Source organism: Parapedobacter deserti (assembly GCF_042646065.1).
Classification (GTDB): domain Bacteria; phylum Bacteroidota; class Bacteroidia; order Sphingobacteriales; family Sphingobacteriaceae; genus Parapedobacter; species Parapedobacter deserti.
The window spans coordinates 968623-984573 of the sequence record NZ_JBHRTA010000038.1 but is presented as its reverse complement, the minus strand read 5'-3'; the positions used below and the strand labels follow the sequence as shown (position 1 = coordinate 984573).

General features: G+C 47.1%; 13 protein-coding genes and 1 tRNA gene. 5 read left to right on the top strand and 9 right to left on the bottom strand.

Going from position 1 to position 15951, the window contains the following annotated elements; genetic code table 11:
* Positions 1-22 precede the first annotated feature (22 nt).
* From ACFOET_RS16735 to ACFOET_RS16705, 7 genes are all read right to left on the bottom strand, one after another.
* Positions 23-1093 carry a glycoside hydrolase family protein gene (locus tag ACFOET_RS16735; protein WP_379024746.1) on the bottom strand — a complete coding sequence of 357 codons (1071 nt, stop codon included), beginning with the start codon at positions 1091-1093 and terminating at the stop codon, positions 23-25.
* Between the two features lie 204 nt (positions 1094-1297).
* Positions 1298-1383, bottom strand: a tRNA-Leu gene (locus tag ACFOET_RS16730).
* A 35-nt stretch (positions 1384-1418) separates the two neighbouring features.
* Positions 1419-2321, bottom strand: a complete 903-nt coding sequence (locus ACFOET_RS16725; RefSeq protein WP_379024744.1) for a Ppx/GppA phosphatase family protein — start codon at positions 2319-2321, stop codon at positions 1419-1421.
* A gap of 6 nt (positions 2322-2327) precedes the next feature.
* On the bottom strand, positions 2328-4385 hold the full coding sequence (ppk1, locus tag ACFOET_RS16720; protein ID WP_379024742.1) for a polyphosphate kinase 1: 2058 nt from the start codon (positions 4383-4385) through the stop codon (positions 2328-2330).
* Between the two features lie 157 nt (positions 4386-4542).
* Positions 4543-5574, bottom strand: coding sequence for a Gfo/Idh/MocA family oxidoreductase (locus ACFOET_RS16715; protein WP_379024740.1), 1032 nt, complete (start codon positions 5572-5574; stop codon positions 4543-4545).
* Positions 5575-5588: 14 nt separating this feature from the next.
* Entirely contained in the window at positions 5589-6146 is a 558-nt protein-coding gene (locus ACFOET_RS16710) for a hypothetical protein (RefSeq protein ID WP_379024738.1), read from the bottom strand.
* 130 nt (positions 6147-6276) lie between these two features.
* Positions 6277-8853: a phosphoenolpyruvate carboxylase gene (locus ACFOET_RS16705; RefSeq protein WP_379024736.1), complete on the bottom strand. Its 2577-nt coding sequence runs from the start codon at positions 8851-8853 to the stop codon at positions 6277-6279.
* A 238-nt stretch (positions 8854-9091) separates the two neighbouring features.
* On the opposite strand from ACFOET_RS16705, the gene ACFOET_RS16700 reads away from it, so the two are divergent.
* Positions 9092-11254 (top strand): FUSC family membrane protein, encoded by a 2163-nt coding sequence (locus ACFOET_RS16700; RefSeq protein WP_379024734.1) that lies wholly within the window; start codon positions 9092-9094, stop codon positions 11252-11254.
* Between the two features lie 39 nt (positions 11255-11293).
* Positions 11294-12292, top strand: coding sequence for a YpdA family putative bacillithiol disulfide reductase (locus ACFOET_RS16695; protein WP_379024732.1), 999 nt, complete (start codon positions 11294-11296; stop codon positions 12290-12292).
* Here the strand turns inward: ACFOET_RS16695 and ACFOET_RS16690 are convergent.
* The gene (locus ACFOET_RS16690) at positions 12257-12877 is read right to left on the bottom strand and encodes a TetR/AcrR family transcriptional regulator (protein ID WP_379024730.1); all 621 of its coding nucleotides are present in this window, start codon (positions 12875-12877) and stop codon (positions 12257-12259) included. The genes ACFOET_RS16695 and ACFOET_RS16690 overlap by 36 nt on opposite strands.
* A gap of 113 nt (positions 12878-12990) precedes the next feature.
* On the opposite strand from ACFOET_RS16690, the gene murB reads away from it, so the two are divergent.
* The 3 genes from murB to ACFOET_RS16675 all read left to right on the top strand — a co-directional run bounded on the left by murB (position 12991) and on the right by ACFOET_RS16675 (position 14987).
* Positions 12991-14019, top strand: coding sequence for a UDP-N-acetylmuramate dehydrogenase (murB, locus tag ACFOET_RS16685; RefSeq protein WP_379024728.1), 1029 nt, complete (start codon positions 12991-12993; stop codon positions 14017-14019).
* A gap of 205 nt (positions 14020-14224) precedes the next feature.
* On the top strand, positions 14225-14740 hold the full coding sequence (locus tag ACFOET_RS16680) for an RNA polymerase sigma factor (protein ID WP_379024726.1): 516 nt from the start codon (positions 14225-14227) through the stop codon (positions 14738-14740).
* On the top strand, positions 14715-14987 hold the full coding sequence (locus tag ACFOET_RS16675) for a cytochrome b5 domain-containing protein (protein ID WP_379024724.1): 273 nt from the start codon (positions 14715-14717) through the stop codon (positions 14985-14987). Before ACFOET_RS16680 ends, ACFOET_RS16675 begins: the two co-directional genes overlap by 26 nt.
* Positions 14988-15009: 22 nt before the next feature.
* Here the strand turns inward: ACFOET_RS16675 and ACFOET_RS16670 are convergent, their stop codons facing one another.
* A complete protein-coding gene (locus ACFOET_RS16670; RefSeq protein WP_379024722.1) occupies positions 15010-15930 on the bottom strand; it encodes a PfkB family carbohydrate kinase in 921 nt (306 codons plus the stop codon).
* Between the last annotated feature and the right edge of the window lie 21 nt (positions 15931-15951).

The window sequence follows — 15951 nt, the reverse complement described above, 5'->3', positions numbered from 1 at the left end:
GCTTACAGATAGCGGTACGAAGCTAAGGTTGTTCATCGTAGGTAATTGTCCGTAAGGCAAATTGCCTTACGCCCGCCGAATTTTGGTTACGGCCATAATACAATTTTACGACGCTCCCACCTTTTAAATCGCCGTTTTCGCTGATGAGGTTGGGATAGCGAGCGGTTTCATTCACGACATCTGTGATCGCTATCGGTCTTTCCCAGGCGATTCCGTCATCGCTAGCAGACATGTAGAGCACTTCGTTCCATCCGGCGTACACCATGACCCACCGCTTGAGGTATTCGTTCCACATCACCGACGGATTGGCGCCCGAGCGAACCTTCAGGCCAGCGATGCCGTAATCCCTGCCGCCTAAATTGTTGCTGGGATTATACCCTTCGACCGAGAAACGTTGGCCATCCCATTTTTTCCAGGTACCGGGTGCTCCCGAAGCGTCCTCCGATATTGCCATACATATTTTATAGTCTTGATTGTCTACAAAAGCGGAGTAATAACAAATAAATCGTTCGTTTTCCTCGTCGTATATGACACATCCATCACCGAGACCGCTCCAGCGCGGATTTGCTGGCTTTGGGTAATCTACGTTTAATATCTTTTCACCGCGGGTCCATGTCAACCCATCGTCAGATGAATATGCCACCCCGATACTTTTGTAAGCCTGTAACCCGCCCCAATGACTCTCGGCATGGAAAAATCCGGCAAGCCTACCGTCTTTTAGCTTATAAATACCGATAAACCACGCTCCGCCGTCTGTAAAACCTGCTTTTTCTCCAAATCCGATTCCAAAAACCCGGTTCCCTGGTCTTACCTGTGAAATATGGTCTTCGGGAAAGGGTGTTTCAGCTACCGTCCGGAAACTGTATCTTTCTCCCCAGTATAACGTATATTTCCCCGAAAGGTCATTCTCAACGACAGATATTTTACCATCCGGCCAGTAGCCTCTCATATCTACCCCAGCCTGATCTATAAAAGCCGGTTCCGATACTGAAAATTCGTTCCAGTTACCGGCTCCTGCCGGATGTTCAGGTGTTCGCTGCAGCGTGTCCTTATTGCAAGCAGAAAGAATCAACAAGCTTATTAGCCACGTCATCGTCAAAAGATTATTCTTTACCATCTTCTTCTTTTCCTTCAAGGTGTGATCGGTTTTCGAGTGTTTTGCATTCGGCTAACATGATCGCGACCTCAGTTCATTGAACCAGCACGTCGTGCTTTGGTATTTTTGCATAGACCCATTTCAAGCAAGCTTAGTGTGCTAATGCAAAAAAATACCCCTGTTTAGCAGGGGCTTTTTGGTTGGTGCGGAAGAGCAGATTCGAACTGCCACGCCCGTAGGGCGCCACCCCCTCAAGATGGTGCGTCTACCAATTTCGCCACTTCCGCAGGGTTGATGCCGCAAAAGTAAGCTAAATTTTTCTTTATTCAAGAATTTTTTCAGCAACCGGAGCAGAAATATGTTTATCTATCAACGTTTGAATGATGCCGTCTACCAATCCTACCCGGGGCACAATAATTTGCCGTAAGTGGCCGTATTTCATCAGTGTGAGAAAGATCTCACAGGCCGGGATAATCACATCTGCGCGGTCGTTGTTCAGTCCCAGTACATTGATGCGGTCTTTCAGCGAAAAAGAATTGAGGTACTCATACATTGACTTCAGTTTCACGTAAGAAATAGGCTTATCCTCCTTGCTGCTGGCAAGCCTGGACAGCTTGTTGATATTGCCGCCCGTACCAATGCCATAGATGGTCTTGAACATGCGCGTATGATGTTTGACCCAAGCCTTCATTTCCTCCCAAGTCTCTTCTTTATCCTGGTTGTCCAAGATACGTATGGTACCGATGTTGAATGACGCGGAAGCGACCAGTTGCGTATCCGAAAATAAAGAGAGCTCGGTGCTTCCCCCTCCCACATCTATATACAAATATGTTTTTTTATTGCCCAGGTGCTGCTCAATATGACTATTGTAAACAATTTTAGCCTCTTCCCGTCCGTCGATTATCTGCAAATCAATACCTTTAGCCTTAACTTCATCCACCAACGCCTGACCATTCTTAGCTTCGCGCATGGCGGATGTAGCACAGGCCATGTATTCGCTTACCTTATACACGTCCATCAGATTGCGGAAAGCGACCATCGTCTTCACCAAATCCACGGCCTTTGGCTCAGATATCCGGTGGTCGATGAACGCATCGTCTCCCAGGCGCAACGGCACCCTCACGAGCGTGTTTTTATTGAATGATACAATATCGTTGTTCTGAATAATATCGGCTATCAAGAGCCGTACTGCATTCGATCCGATGTCTATTGCTGCGTACCTCACCTTTTATCAGGATTTATATTTTAGATAATTATAGATGTCTTCCTGTGCACGATGCCTGATTTTATTTTTAGCACCAATGTACCGGTTATTATTAAACTGGTTGATCTCTCTGGCCTTCGTATTGTCGCGAAGCTGGATATCGATGATGTCGCGCACCTCGCGCCTGATGTGAGGATCGATAACTGGAAAGGCAACCTCCACCCTGCGGTCTATGTTGCGTGTCATCATGTCTGCCGACGATAAATAAATCAATTCTTCCCCACCATTGCCAAAAATCCATATGCGGGCATGCTCAAGGTAGCGATCCACGATGCTTCGCACCGAAATACGTTCACTGAATCCCTCCTGGCCAGGCACAAGACAGCACATTCCTCGGACAATCAGTTGGATGGTGACGCCGGCATTGCTTGCCTCATATAGCTTTCCTATTATCCCTTCATCCGATAGGCTGTTCATCTTCAGAATCATGTACCCCCTCTTTCCGGTCTTTGCCACTTCGATTTCGTTCTCGATGAGGTCGTACAATCGCTTGCGCGTTTCCAGCGGTGAGGTAATGATGGCTTTGTAACCCCGATGGAATGTCTGCTTTTCCAGCCCCTTGAAGAGACGCCTAAGATCTTTGGTAATCAGCGGATTCACAGTAAACAAGCTATGATCGCAATACAACTTAGCCGTCTTCTCGTTGAAATTTCCCGTAGCAAGATTGGCATAATATACCAGTCCCCGCTTTTCCCGGCGTGCGATCAAGCAAATCTTGGCGTGCACTTTATACTGAACAACACCAATATTCACATTAACCCCCCCCTCTTCGAGCCTGTTCCGCCAATAGATATTAGCTTCTTCGTCAAACCGTGCCTTCAGTTCAAGCAAACAATTTACCTTTTTGCCATTCTGAGCGGCATTGATAAGTGCATTTATGACGCTAGAATTCTCAGCCAGCCGGTATAGGCATATACTAATTTCCTTCACCTTCGGGTCTATCGCAGCTTCCCTTAGTATATGAACGATATAATCAAATGATTGGTAGGGTAAGCTTACCAGATAATCCCGCTTTGCCATTTGGCTAAATATACTGCGCCCCAAATCCAGGTCATTCACCCGTAGCTGTGGCATGGCGGGATATTCAAGCGACGGACCACCAACGTTCGGAAAATCAATAAAATCCTTGAAATTGTGGTATCGTCCGCCGGGAATTAGTGCTTCCGCCTCCAGTTGCATCCGGGATACCAGATAATTGAGCGTATCCAATGGCACATCGCTGTCATAGAGAAGGCGCATCGGCCTACCTTTGTCCCGCCGTTGTAAGCTTTGCATCAACGCGTCTACAAACTTTTCACTTATATTCGCATCGATGTCCAGCTCGGCATCCCGTGTCAGCTGTATGCTGAATGCTTCCACCGTATCGTATTCGAAAATAAAAAACAGGTCGTCCAAGCAATACCGGATGATATCATCCAATAGGATGATAAACTTCAGCCCCCTGTTTTCGGGTAAAATGAGGAAACGGGATATAATGGTTGTTGGTATTTCTATCAACGCATACCTCACTTTCTTGCGAAAGGTGAGTTTTACGATGAAATAAATACGGCGGTCTTTTAGTTCAGGCAATGGCTTGGACGCGTCCTCACCCTCCAGCATAATGGGCACAAGTGTAGGCAACACGTGCCGCCTGAAATACTCGCGTACATAGGTGCCCCGGGCTACGTTCAGTTGCTGCTCGTTAATGATGAAAATCTTCTGTGCTTCAAGCTCTTTTATAATTTCCTGCTCGTAAAGGTAGTCAAACCGCTTTTCGAGCTTCACTACGGTATTCTTGATCTCGTTCAGGATTTTCTTCGGGTTAAAACCCAATATGCTTTTGGTTTTACTGTTGATATCGACCAAGCGATTAAGTGTGGCCACCCTCACCCTGTAAAACTCATCCAGGTTGGATGAAAAAATTGCTAGAAACCTGAGCCGTTCGATCAATGGGACCGTCTTATCCGCAGCTTCCTGCAGCACACGTTCATTGAAGTATAACCAGCTTATCTCGCGGTTTATAAGTGGGTATTTACGCTTCACCATTGTTAACATACGGCCGCATTATGTTATCTGGCCAATAATAACAATGTAACATTGCGTTAATATTAACCCATTATTAATTCACGGCAACCAAACATCGTATCAAATCGGCCGGATACTTGCGACGGATGACGTACCTGCCGCCCAATAGCTGACCTAGTCAGCCGTTCCACGCGGGCTGTTCCAGGATTTCCATTTGCCAAAGCACCTCCTCCTGTTTCACGGGGAAAGGCTCATTCTTCCGAATCTGGGCGTATACGGCGTTGAAAAGACCATTATAATCACCTTTAAGCGCCTCTCTATAGCGCATTTCACGGTCGCCGTTGGGCTTCATGAGTGTGATCAGTCCCTCTTTACCTGGAGGCTCAATGCCGTAGGTTGGATCTTTGGGAGAAATCCCTCCCTGTAATTGATCTTCCTGAACGTCCGCCCGTACTTTTTGAAAAGAGCCTTTGGCGCCGTGCAAGACATAAGCCGGCAGTGGATTAGCCACCAATAAGCTCGCATGAATGAATACTGTGAATCCTTTTGGGTAGCTAAGCACCAACGTGGCAAAATCATCAACTTCAGAGTCGGGCCGGTGCGTAGAGATGATCTTCAGACTTCTTTCCGGTTTGCCGAACAAACTGATTACCTGATCGAGGAGGTGAGGGCCAAGGTCATACAACACGCCACTGCCCGGAATCTTCCGTTCCTTAAAGGTTTTCACACTTTTCTGGGGGCGATAACGGTCAAATCGAACATGCAATTCGATCAGCTCACCCAGTATTTCACGCTCTACCACGCGTTTAACCAGCTTGAAATCGCTGTCCCAACGGCGATTTTGGAAAACCATCACATGTTTGCCGACCTCTTTTCCAAGGTCGAACAACTTTCTGGCTTCGTTGCTGCTTGGTGCAAACGGCTTTTCAACCAGAATATGCTTCCCCGCCTTAAGCGCTTTGGATGCATAGTCCATATGGGTATCGTTCGGTGTGTTGACGATGACGAGTTCAACTCTGTCGTCACTTAGCAACTCATCCACCGTATTGTAGCTGATAATAGTTGGATACCGCTCCTTCGCCCTTTTTTCATGACGCTCAACAATGCCCCTGAGCTCAAAGCGGGTCTTCTGATGAATAAAAGGTGCATGAAACACCCTTCCGGACATTCCATATGACAAAATACCTGTAACGATGCTTTTTCTGGACATGGCTATATCGCTTATCAGTGGTGAGCGCCTTGGTCTTCTTGACCACCGGCTAACACGAAAAGCTCTCTTACAGCAGGTAACTTTTCTTTGGCATAGCTTCTTAACGACTTGGCGGTATTGCGTTCCGCACGACCAAACTGCTCCAGTATGCCTTCTTGTTCATGCTGCACATGGGCAATATATGCTTCGCTATTAAAACTGCCCAAGCTGTCAGGATGAAAATGATGGGGCACGGAAAATGGAGGTGTCGCGGCATCAGGTAGCACGACATAATGCTCCCTGGCATAACTTTCTAGATCGGAAGCAACTCCTTGATACGTGTCTATAACTTTTGCTGCGATCTCTTTAGCCTTGGGCGACGCTTGAGCCGATTGTACTTCCTTAGCCAGCTGCGTTTCCTGTACCACTTTGGCGTGTACCGACTTAAAGAACACATACCCTTCGGTATCAATCCGGGTGGCACTGTAATACAAGATATCCCTACTCACTGATTCGCCGGGATGCTGTCTGCAAGAACCAAATGCCAAAACGGCTAACGAAGCTGCAACAAAAAAAGTATTCCTGAGTTTCATCTTTTTAATTTGTTTTCTAAGTGGTAAAATAACTCACCCACATGCCGCAAGCATGCGCGGGCTGTTTCAATGCAACAAACTTAGCTAAAAATGTCTTTTCCGGCAATAGTTTTGTCACATCACCTCGCTATTAGGCGAGATTTCGACCTGCGTTGACTACCCCGTAGACGGTCCGGGTTACCAGCTTGGAAAACACTTTGCTGTCCTTTTCGCTTAAGTTGCCCTCTTGCAATTTCTTTATAGCGTAGTGTTGGATGATCAGCAGCGGCAGCACGATTTTCTCACGCATGGCGATCGATTCCCGCTCAACGGGATAGTTTTCCATCAACACGCTGCTTCCGCTCAACTTCAGCACATACCGCTTGGTACGCTCATATTCATCTCGCATTTTCTTCCAGAAGCCGCCAAAGGTCTCATTATGCTCGATATAGGAAGTCAGGCCGAAATTAGACTTCGACATTGACATCATACAGTTGTCAATAACCGTTTTGAACATCCCGGACGTCTCATACAGCTCCCTTACCTGCTCCCATTTACCGGTTTCCTCCGCCCTTTTAAGTGCCGATCCAACTCCATAAAATCCAGGGATATTTTGCTTGAGCTGGCTCCATGAAGTAACAAAGCTGATGGCCCTCAGGTCTTCCAGCCGCAATTCCCTGTCGGCGTTTCTTTTCACTGGCCGGCTGCTAATATTGATCTGCGATAGGAATTTGAGCGGACTGTAGCATTCCAGGTATTTGAGAAACAATGGATCATGCCTCAGCGACAAAAACTGCTCGTGACTAACCTGTGCCATAAAGTCGATCAACTCCTTTTTTTCGGCAGATAGGGTATCCCCGTCTTTACGCCAAATATGCGAAGTAAGTCCCGCATGTAGCAGTTGTTCGATATTGTAATTTGCTGTATCTAGTGATCCGTACTGGCTGCTGATTGTCTGCCCCTGTATTGTTAACTGAATATGGTCGTTGGCAATTTCCTCTCCCATGGACGCATAGAAACGCTGGGTTTTTCCTCCGCCGCGGGCCGGAGGACCACCCCTTCCATCGAAAAAGACCAAGTCTATGTCATACTGACGGGCTATAGCCGTGAGTTCGACTTTGGCTTTATAGATCGACCAGTTAGCCATTAGGTATCCACCGTCTTTGGTGCTGTCCGAAAACCCGAGCATGATAGTCTGTTTATTGCCCCGGCGCTTGAGGTGTGCGATGTAATGCGTGTGTGTATATAGCGATTCCATCACGGCAGCGGCACGTTTAAGGTCATCGACGGTCTCGAATAACGGTACAAAATCGATATGTAGCGATTCGGTATGCCACCCACTCCAGAGGAACAGCTCCATCAATTCCAGGATGTCGGAAGCCTGCTGGCAATTGCTGATGATAAACCGTTGGGCGGCACGCTCACCTCCTGATTGTTGGATTTCCCTGATCAGCCGGATCACATCAAGTGTATCAGCAACCAACGCGTGGGCATCTTCGCCATGTTTAAGGTCAAGTACCTCAAATTTTAGTGCGTTCTGCTTGGCCGTCTCATCCAGTTGCTCAAAATCACCGGCGAGTCCGACACGGTCGGCGTGGCTTTCGCGAAGATACCTATGCGTCTGCCGGATGATGCTGCTGTCCTGCCGGATATCCAACGTCGCAAAATAACAGCCAAATGTCCGCACCTTACGAAGTAAATCATCCACAAGCTCAACAAATAAGCCATCGTGATATTCGATGAGTACACGTTTAATTTGGTTCAGGTTATGGATAATGGTTGGTTTTTCGTTGTCAGTGTTGTGCGTGGGATTAAAGCTGTTTTCGTAAAATAATTGCTGGAGAATGTCCATGTATTTTTCGACCCCTTTAAAGGTAATGCGCCTTTTAAGCAGCCGGAAATCGCGGTAGTAACACCGGAATAATATGGTTCTCAACAGAAGAGCCACCCGACGGGTACTTTCGACCGTCACATTAGGATTCCCATCCCTGTCGCCTCCCGGCCAAAATCCCAGCTCTACCAATTGCCTGTTTTCATCAGCTTGCAGGTCAAACTCGTCATCAATTTTCGCCTGGATTGCCGAAGCCACCGGATAGAATACGTTTTCCAGGAACCATGCTAAGCTGATGGCCTCATCCACTGGTGTGGGCTTACTCTTCTTCATAAAGGGCGTTTTGCCCAACTGTTGCAGCAACAGGTGAATATTATTGATATCATTCCGTTTTAATGCTTCGATAAGATCAGTGATGATCGCTAGAACTGGGCCGGGGTAAAACTGTGTGGGATGGGCCGTCAGCACAATTCGCAATGAAAAGTCCTTCAGTTTTTCCAGCAGCCGCTCGCGAAGCTCCTTATTGTTTTCGGTCTGTTTAAGAACCGAATCCAATAGTCCCGCTTCATCTGAGCGGCCCGTTTTCCGGAAAGCAGCATCCTCGACCGCGTCAAACAGCACCACCTGTCGCTCAATATATTGGATAATCCTGAAAAGCAGGTCAATCTGTTCGGATTCGCCGACATATTGTTCGTACTGGCCAAAAAAACTTTCAATAATGGCTTCGGGGTCAAGCTTCTCTTCCACACCACGTTCGCAGTGGGTGGTAAAAAAGGGCAACAAGGTACCCGTATGTTTCACCTGATAAAACGGCAACGTCATAAACAGGCTATTGAATAACTCGAAGCGCATGAGCACTTCACTTTCAAATACTGCTTGCTTTTTACTTAACTTCATGCAACGGAAAATAAAGAAATCAACGATGGGACCGTCAGATAACAAGTTCCATCAATAGCCAAACATATGAATATTTCTTCAAAAAAGATACATTTTCGTTATAAATGTAACAAAAATACCGAACTATTGTTAGAAATAAGACAATTTTCAGCAATCATGAAAACCAAACAATTCCTTAGCGAATTCTTCAGTTGACAGGGCATTTTTGCGTATCTTTGCAACTCCCATCCGTCTGTGCATGAATAAGGCAAAAGAGGTCCAGAATTTTTTTTACAGCCAATACTTTGCCGATGGCCTTCGCATCACGTTCGGCACCGTGATTCCGGCGCTGATCTTTTCCTTTTTCGGCGACATCCACGCGGGCATTACCGTTTCGTTGGGCGCGATGGCCGTCGGATTATCAGACACCCCAGGTCCGCTTAATCACCGGCGGAACGGCATGTTTATATGTACTTTGGTGATATTGATATCCGCATTGATCACACACCTTGCCAATGGGGTCCCCCTGCTGCTCATGTTCGTGATCGTGACACTGAGTTTCCTGCTTTCCATGTTTGCCGTGTACGGTGCACGGGCATCATCGGTAGGCACAATGGGAATCCTTATCATGGTGCTCCATATCGATACGGCTGACAACACGAACCTCGACACGCTGGCTAGTATCGCTTACCTTTTGGCCGGATGTATGTGGTATATGCTGCTCAGCCTTTCGCTGTACCATGTAAGGCCTTACCGCCAGGCACAGCAGGAACTTGCCGAGTCCATACAGAAAGTCGCCGATTATATCCGCATAAAGGCGAGATTCTATACTACAGCGTCCGATACGGATAAAAACTATCGTGATTTGATCGAGCAGCAGATTATCGTAAGCACACATCAGGACAATGTACGCGACCAACTGTTCAGAAGCAAGCGCATCATCAAGGATACGACAAAAATCGGCAGGTTACTCATTTTGATTTTTACAGATATTGTAGATCTGTTCGAACAAAGTATGGCCACGCATTACGACTACGACTCCATTAGGGAACAGTTTGGTCATACCGGCGTATTGCAGCAGTTTAACGTCACCATCCGTAGAATTGCCAATGAACTGGATCACCTCGCCTATCAGATCAACGCCAATAAACGACCAAAAGCGTTATACCGTTTCAACAACGACCTGGAAAGAATACGCACTGCCATTGACAATGTTGAAAAAACGCATCACCTCAACACACTTCCGCTGAAGAAAATATTGATCAATGTCCGCAACCTCATTCAGCGGATGAACAGCATTTACGGATATTTCAACCTGGAATCCCAAAGCTCCGTTCGCCAAACCGAAACGGACATCAGCCGGTTTGTCGAACATAAAGCGATTGATATCAAACAACTGCAGGAGAATCTCACGTTGAAATCATCCCTTTTTAGGCATGCCGCAAGGATGGCCATTGTGATGGGTATAGGGTACTTGCTTTCATTGACTATCAATGTCGGCATGCACAGTTATTGGATATTACTGACAATTTTGGTAATTCTGAAACCTGGATTCGGCCTTACGAAACAGCGCAATTTTCAACGATTGATCGGCACAATCGTCGGTGGTATTGGCGGAGCGCTTATCCTCATTCTTGTTGCCGACGAGACTTCGTTGTTCATCCTTCTGTTGCTCTTCATGGTTGCAACCTACAGCCTCATCCGGATCAATTATATTGTAAGCGTCATGTTCATGACGCCTTATATTCTGATCATGTTCAGCTTCCTCGACATGAACACACTCGCCATTCTAAGGGAACGGATTATAGATACGCTAATCGGCTCGGGACTGGCGTTCTTCTCAAACTACATCATATTGCCCAACTGGGAAAGCACACAGGTACATCATACCATGCGAAAGTTGCTGATCGCGAATTATCGCTACTTTGCCCAGGCGCTGAAGATCATTGCTGGCCAGCCGCTGAATGTGACCGATTATAAACTTGCCCGGAAAGAAGTGTATGTTGCCACCGCTAACATGGCATCGGCATTCCAACGTATGATAACTGAGCCGAAAAGCAAACAGAAAGACGCCAAGGAGGTGAATAAATTTGTCGTGTTCAACCACATCCTTTCATCTTACTCGGTAACTTTGCTCAACGCGGTCAAGGGTGCGGAATACGCCTCCCTCACCGGAGAACATGTAAAAATCATCCGAAGGACACTGTTTTTGCTCGCACAGAGCATCCGGCTTTTGGAGCCTGAAGACGGTGAAGAGGAATTCAGGGCGATGGAAATAGACACGCCTGTTGATATCGACAGCAATAATATCGACTCAGCAGAATCGACATTAATTACCGACCAGCTCCAGTTCCTGAACCGGATCGCTACCGATCTAAACAAAACTTGCGACCGGCTGGTCAAGGGTCAGCTTTCGCCATAAACTTTGTTTTGCCCACCCTGTAGTGTATCTTTGTATGAGATGAAAGAACCCTCTGCACATTACGACCTGCTTATTATCGGTGGTGGCCCCATCGGGTTGGCATGCGGTATTGCCGCTCAAAAAGCAGGATTGACCTACCTCATCGTTGAACGGGGCTGTCTGGTAAACTCCTTGTACCGGTACCCGCAAAACATGACGTTCTTTTCAACGTCTGAACGCCTAGAAATCGGGGGAATTCCGTTCGTATCAGTCAATCCCAAGCCTAAACGCGCAGAAGCGCTAGAGTACTACCGGCGCATACAGCAGAAGTTTGCGCTAAATATTCACCTGTTTGAAGAGGTGACTTCAGTACACCGGCGAGAAGCGCGGTTCGATGTCATCACTTCTAAATCGAACTACACAGCCCAGTATGTGGTGGTCGCTACCGGATTTTATGATATTCCCTGCATGCTAGGCATCAAAGGAGAAAATTTGCCCAAGGTGAGCCACTATTACAACGACCCCCACTATTACGCCGGGCAGAAGGTAGTTGTGGTGGGAGCCAGCAACTCTTCGGTAGATGCCGCATTGGAAACCTACCGAAAAGGCGCGGATGTCACAATGGTCGTTCGTGCTGGATGCATCGGAAGCCGTGTTAAATACTGGGTACGCCCGGATATCGAAAACCGGATTGCCAACAGTGAAGTTCGCGCGTTCTTCAACAGCAAACTTATCGAAATTCGTCCTAATGAAGTAGACATACGCACACCAGACGGACCCATCACACTTGAAAATGATTTTGTATTGGCACTCACGGGATATCATCCCGATTTTGCTTTCTTGGAGAAGATAGGCATTAAACTGGCAGATGATCCGTCGAAAGAACCGTTCCACGATACAAAAACGATGGAAACCAACGTACCCGGGCTCTTTCTCGCCGGCGTTGTGTGTGGCGGCATGAATACACACTTGTGGTTTATCGAAAATTCGCGCCAACACGCCGAACAGATTATCGGCCGCATTTTAGACCTCCGAAGCTGGCGCACGGAGCCCCTTTAAGAAAATAGTAGCCATTTTCTTTTGCATGTTCAAAATTTTATCGAACTCCTCTTTGGTTGGAAACAGCATCCCCTTAGCGTCCTTCAGTATACTGAATCGCATGCCTACCAATGCAAACAGCATGATCTCCGCGGTCTCCTGCACATCACTGGCGTGCAATTGCCCCCTGTCAATGCCCTTCTCAAGGATTTTACGTATAATGGAAACTTCCTTATCTCTAGAATTGGCCAGTACACAGTCCATTTTATCAGGTACCTGTTGCACAGCAGAAAAAGAATGTTCGAGCAAATTATAGTATTTCGTGATAAACTCGATGCGCTTATCTAAAAAAAACATCATCGTTAGGTGACAGTCATCCATCCGAGCCAGTGTGGATTCGATCTCCTCAAATGACTGACTAATCACATGTTCAAGCACCGCCGCATACAACGCATGTTTGTCCGGAAAATAATAGTAAAGCAGCGCCTTGGAAAAAGAAAGGTCCTGCGCGATTTCGGACATCGTGGTTTTGGCAAGGCCGAAATGGGCAAACCGCCGGGTGGCGGCTTCAATTATTTGGGTGCGCTTTTTATCTGCGTTAATCATACAATGCTATCTACTTCGTTGTGCTATCCGGTCAATCATGTATCTTTGGTCGCTAAAGTTAATACGTTAACATATAAATTGTTTTGAATAATTGAAAAAATTAGTCAATCTTTATGGAACTGTCGGTGAAGGAGCATTTTTCATTAAAGCAATATAATACATTCGGTGTCGAAACATTTGCCAAGCAATATGTTGAAATCCGGATGGAAAGCGAACTCATCGAGCTGTTCGGCCAAACAACAGCGCTCATCCAGAAACCCTTACTCGTGTTGGGCAGCGGCAGTAACGTGCTTTTCACTAAAAATTTCAATGGCTTGGTTATCCGTATGGCAATACCAGGCATCAAACATACGGTTTCCGGCACCGATGTAACGGTAACCGCCGGTGCCGGCGTGATATGGAACGACCTAGTATGGTACTGCGTTGACCGAAATTTTGGCGGAATTGAAAACATGGCACTTATACCCGGCACGGTTGGTGCCGCTCCCGTACAGAACATCGGAGCGTACGGGGCTGAGCTAAAGGACGTCTTCCTCAGCTGTCGTGCTTTTGACACACATCGTGGGGAAGTCGCTACATTTGACCGTGAGGCTTGCCATTTTTCCTATCGAGACAGCTTCTTTAAAAACAAGGCGAAGGGCCGCTATATTATTACCCAAGTGACGTTGAGCCTCTCACTCGACGCGGCCTTAAATACATCTTATGGCGCCATTAACACTGAATTAGCCAAGCGAAATATCACCGACCCTACTATAAGAGACATTGCCAAGGTTGTTTCAGCCATCCGGACCAACAAATTACCAGACCCCTCAACCATAGGCAATGCTGGAAGCTTTTTTAAAAATCCAATTGTGTCCCTGCAACATTTGAAGCACCTGCAGTCTGCTTTTCCAGACATGCCTTTCGTATATTATCCGGTAGATGATAAACATGTCAAAATCGCTGCTGGTTGGCTTATTGAACAATGCGGATGGAAAGGAAAAAGGATTGGCGACGCGGGGACCTGGAAGAGTCAGGCATTAGTACTCGTGAACCACAAAAACGCCTCCGGAACCGACATCTACCGATTATCCGAACGCATCATCCATGATGTCAAACGACGCTTCGGAATCACTCTGGAACGGGAAGTAAACATATTGTAAACATTCCGATAAATTAAACCATACCATACCGTTGGAAGCGACGCGCATCTTTTCTAGCACGATACTTGCGGTAGAGAAAGCAACACTAATAAACCGAAGTAAAACGTCAGCGTTTATCAGATGGGCAAGAAGAACGCCGATCTGCTCACAAAATGTTTAACATGGAGATTCAGACGAGAAGCTGAACCCCATAAACCTTAAAAGGATGACGAGATTTGAGTTTAACACATTAGTGGTGCAATACGCCGAGTCGTTGAGAGGTTATGCGCTACATTTTACCCACGACGACGAGGATGCAAATGACCTTGTTCAGGACACCATGCTTAAGGCGGTAACCTACCATAGCAAGTTCAAAGAAGGTACAAACCTCAAAGGATGGTTATATACCATCATGAAAAACACCTTCATCAATCACTACAGGCGTTTAATAAAAACCAGTTCCTTCATTTCTCAGTCTGACGAAATTCCGAGCGCACATCTAGCCCATAGCGCCGCGACAAACGCCGGAGAAAGCAAGTTTGTCATGGAGGATATCAAACAAGCGATGGCCGAGCTTTCCGATGACTATTACGTGCCCTTCAGCATGTATTATGAGGGCTATAAGTACCAAGAGATTTCGGAACATCTGAACATCCCGATCGGGACGGTAAAGACACGGATCCACGTAGCCCGGCGAACCATGAAAAAAGCCCTGGATGTCTATAAGTACGAACGGGCATAGGGTGTCCGATAACGAGCTCCCTGTGTACTCACAGTCGCAATTGGCCTTGCGAAACGGGCAGGATAGATCAGAAATCTGGATTGCATACTGTGGATACATCTACGATGTTTCCGAAAGCCGACTGTGGTCCCGGGGCATGCACTACGAACATTGGGCCGGGCAGGATCTTACCGCGGAACTGACAGAGGCTCCTCATTCCGCTGACGTGTTCTCCCGGTTTGAGATTATCGGCATATTGCTGCTATAAACAACAAACATGCAATCGCCACTTATTCGCTTATTTCAAACTTACTGAGTTCAACAAAGCGGCTGATACGCTGGCTGATCAAGTCCTTGTCCAGCTCCTTCAGCCGTTCTGCACCGAATTTTTCGACACAAAACGAAGCTAATGCCGAACCAAAAACCACGGCGTTCTTCATGTTATGAAACGTCATCGTACCCACCTTGGCAAGGTAACCGACAAAACCTCCAGCAAACGCGTCGCCGGCGCCTGTTGGGTCATAAACCTCAGCAAGCGGAAGTGCTGGTGCCGAAAAAATCTGTCCGTCGCCAAATAGCAGGGCACCATGTTCGCCTTTTTTGATGACCAGGTATTTCGGGCCGAACTGAAGAATTTTCTCCGCGGCCTTGACGAGGGAATACTCGCCGGATAACTGCCTGGCTTCCCCATCGTTAATCGTTAACACATCTACCCGCTTAAGCACGCTCATCAGATCATCCCATGCCGTATCCATCCAAAAATTCATCGTATCCAGCACGACCAGTTTCGGCTTGCGTTGCATCCTATCGAGCGTGGTAAGCTGCACGTGGGGCGTGAGGTTTCCCAGCAACAGGTACTGGCAGTCCTGATAGCTGTCGGGCACAACCGGATCAAAATCGGCTAACACGTTAAGCTCGGTCGCCAAGGTATCACGGCTGTTCATATCGTTGTGGTACTTGCCAGACCAGAAAAAGGACTTTTGCCCCTTTTTTATCTGTACGCCTTCCAGATCGATGTTTCTCGACTTGAATATCGCCAGGTTGTCATCACCGAAATCCTCGCCCACTACGCCGACCAGTTTTACCTGATTGTACAAATATGCTGCAGCCAGACCCGCAAACGTAGCTGCTCCGCCCACAATTTTGTCTGTTTTGCCAAAAGGTGTTTCAATGGCGTCGTAAGCAATGGTGCCGATAATGACTAAACTCATGGTGTTAATTTTGGGCGCAAA

Bases quoted from the DNA above. Each gene is read 5' to 3' on its own strand.
- ACFOET_RS16675 (WP_379024724.1), top strand. From the start codon at position 14,715: ATGTCTATAAGTACGAACGGGCATAGGGTGTCCGATAACGAGCTCCCT.
- murB (WP_379024728.1), top strand. From the start codon at position 12,991: ATGGAACTGTCGGTGAAGGAGCATTTTTCATTAAAGCAATATAATACA.
- ACFOET_RS16700 (WP_379024734.1), top strand. From the start codon at position 9,092: ATGAATAAGGCAAAAGAGGTCCAGAATTTTTTTTACAGCCAATACTTT.
- ppk1 (WP_379024742.1), bottom strand. From the start codon at position 4,385: ATGGTGAAGCGTAAATACCCACTTATAAACCGCGAGATAAGCTGGTTA.
- ACFOET_RS16690 (WP_379024730.1), bottom strand. From the start codon at position 12,877: ATGATTAACGCAGATAAAAAGCGCACCCAAATAATTGAAGCCGCCACC.
- ACFOET_RS16680 (WP_379024726.1), top strand. From the start codon at position 14,225: ATGACGAGATTTGAGTTTAACACATTAGTGGTGCAATACGCCGAGTCG.
- ACFOET_RS16695 (WP_379024732.1), top strand. From the start codon at position 11,294: ATGAAAGAACCCTCTGCACATTACGACCTGCTTATTATCGGTGGTGGC.
- ACFOET_RS16670 (WP_379024722.1), bottom strand. From the start codon at position 15,930: ATGAGTTTAGTCATTATCGGCACCATTGCTTACGACGCCATTGAAACA.
- ACFOET_RS16710 (WP_379024738.1), bottom strand. From the start codon at position 6,146: ATGAAACTCAGGAATACTTTTTTTGTTGCAGCTTCGTTAGCCGTTTTG.
- ACFOET_RS16715 (WP_379024740.1), bottom strand. From the start codon at position 5,574: ATGTCCAGAAAAAGCATCGTTACAGGTATTTTGTCATATGGAATGTCC.
- ACFOET_RS16705 (WP_379024736.1), bottom strand. From the start codon at position 8,853: ATGAAGTTAAGTAAAAAGCAAGCAGTATTTGAAAGTGAAGTGCTCATG.
- ACFOET_RS16735 (WP_379024746.1), bottom strand. From the start codon at position 1,093: ATGACGTGGCTAATAAGCTTGTTGATTCTTTCTGCTTGCAATAAGGAC.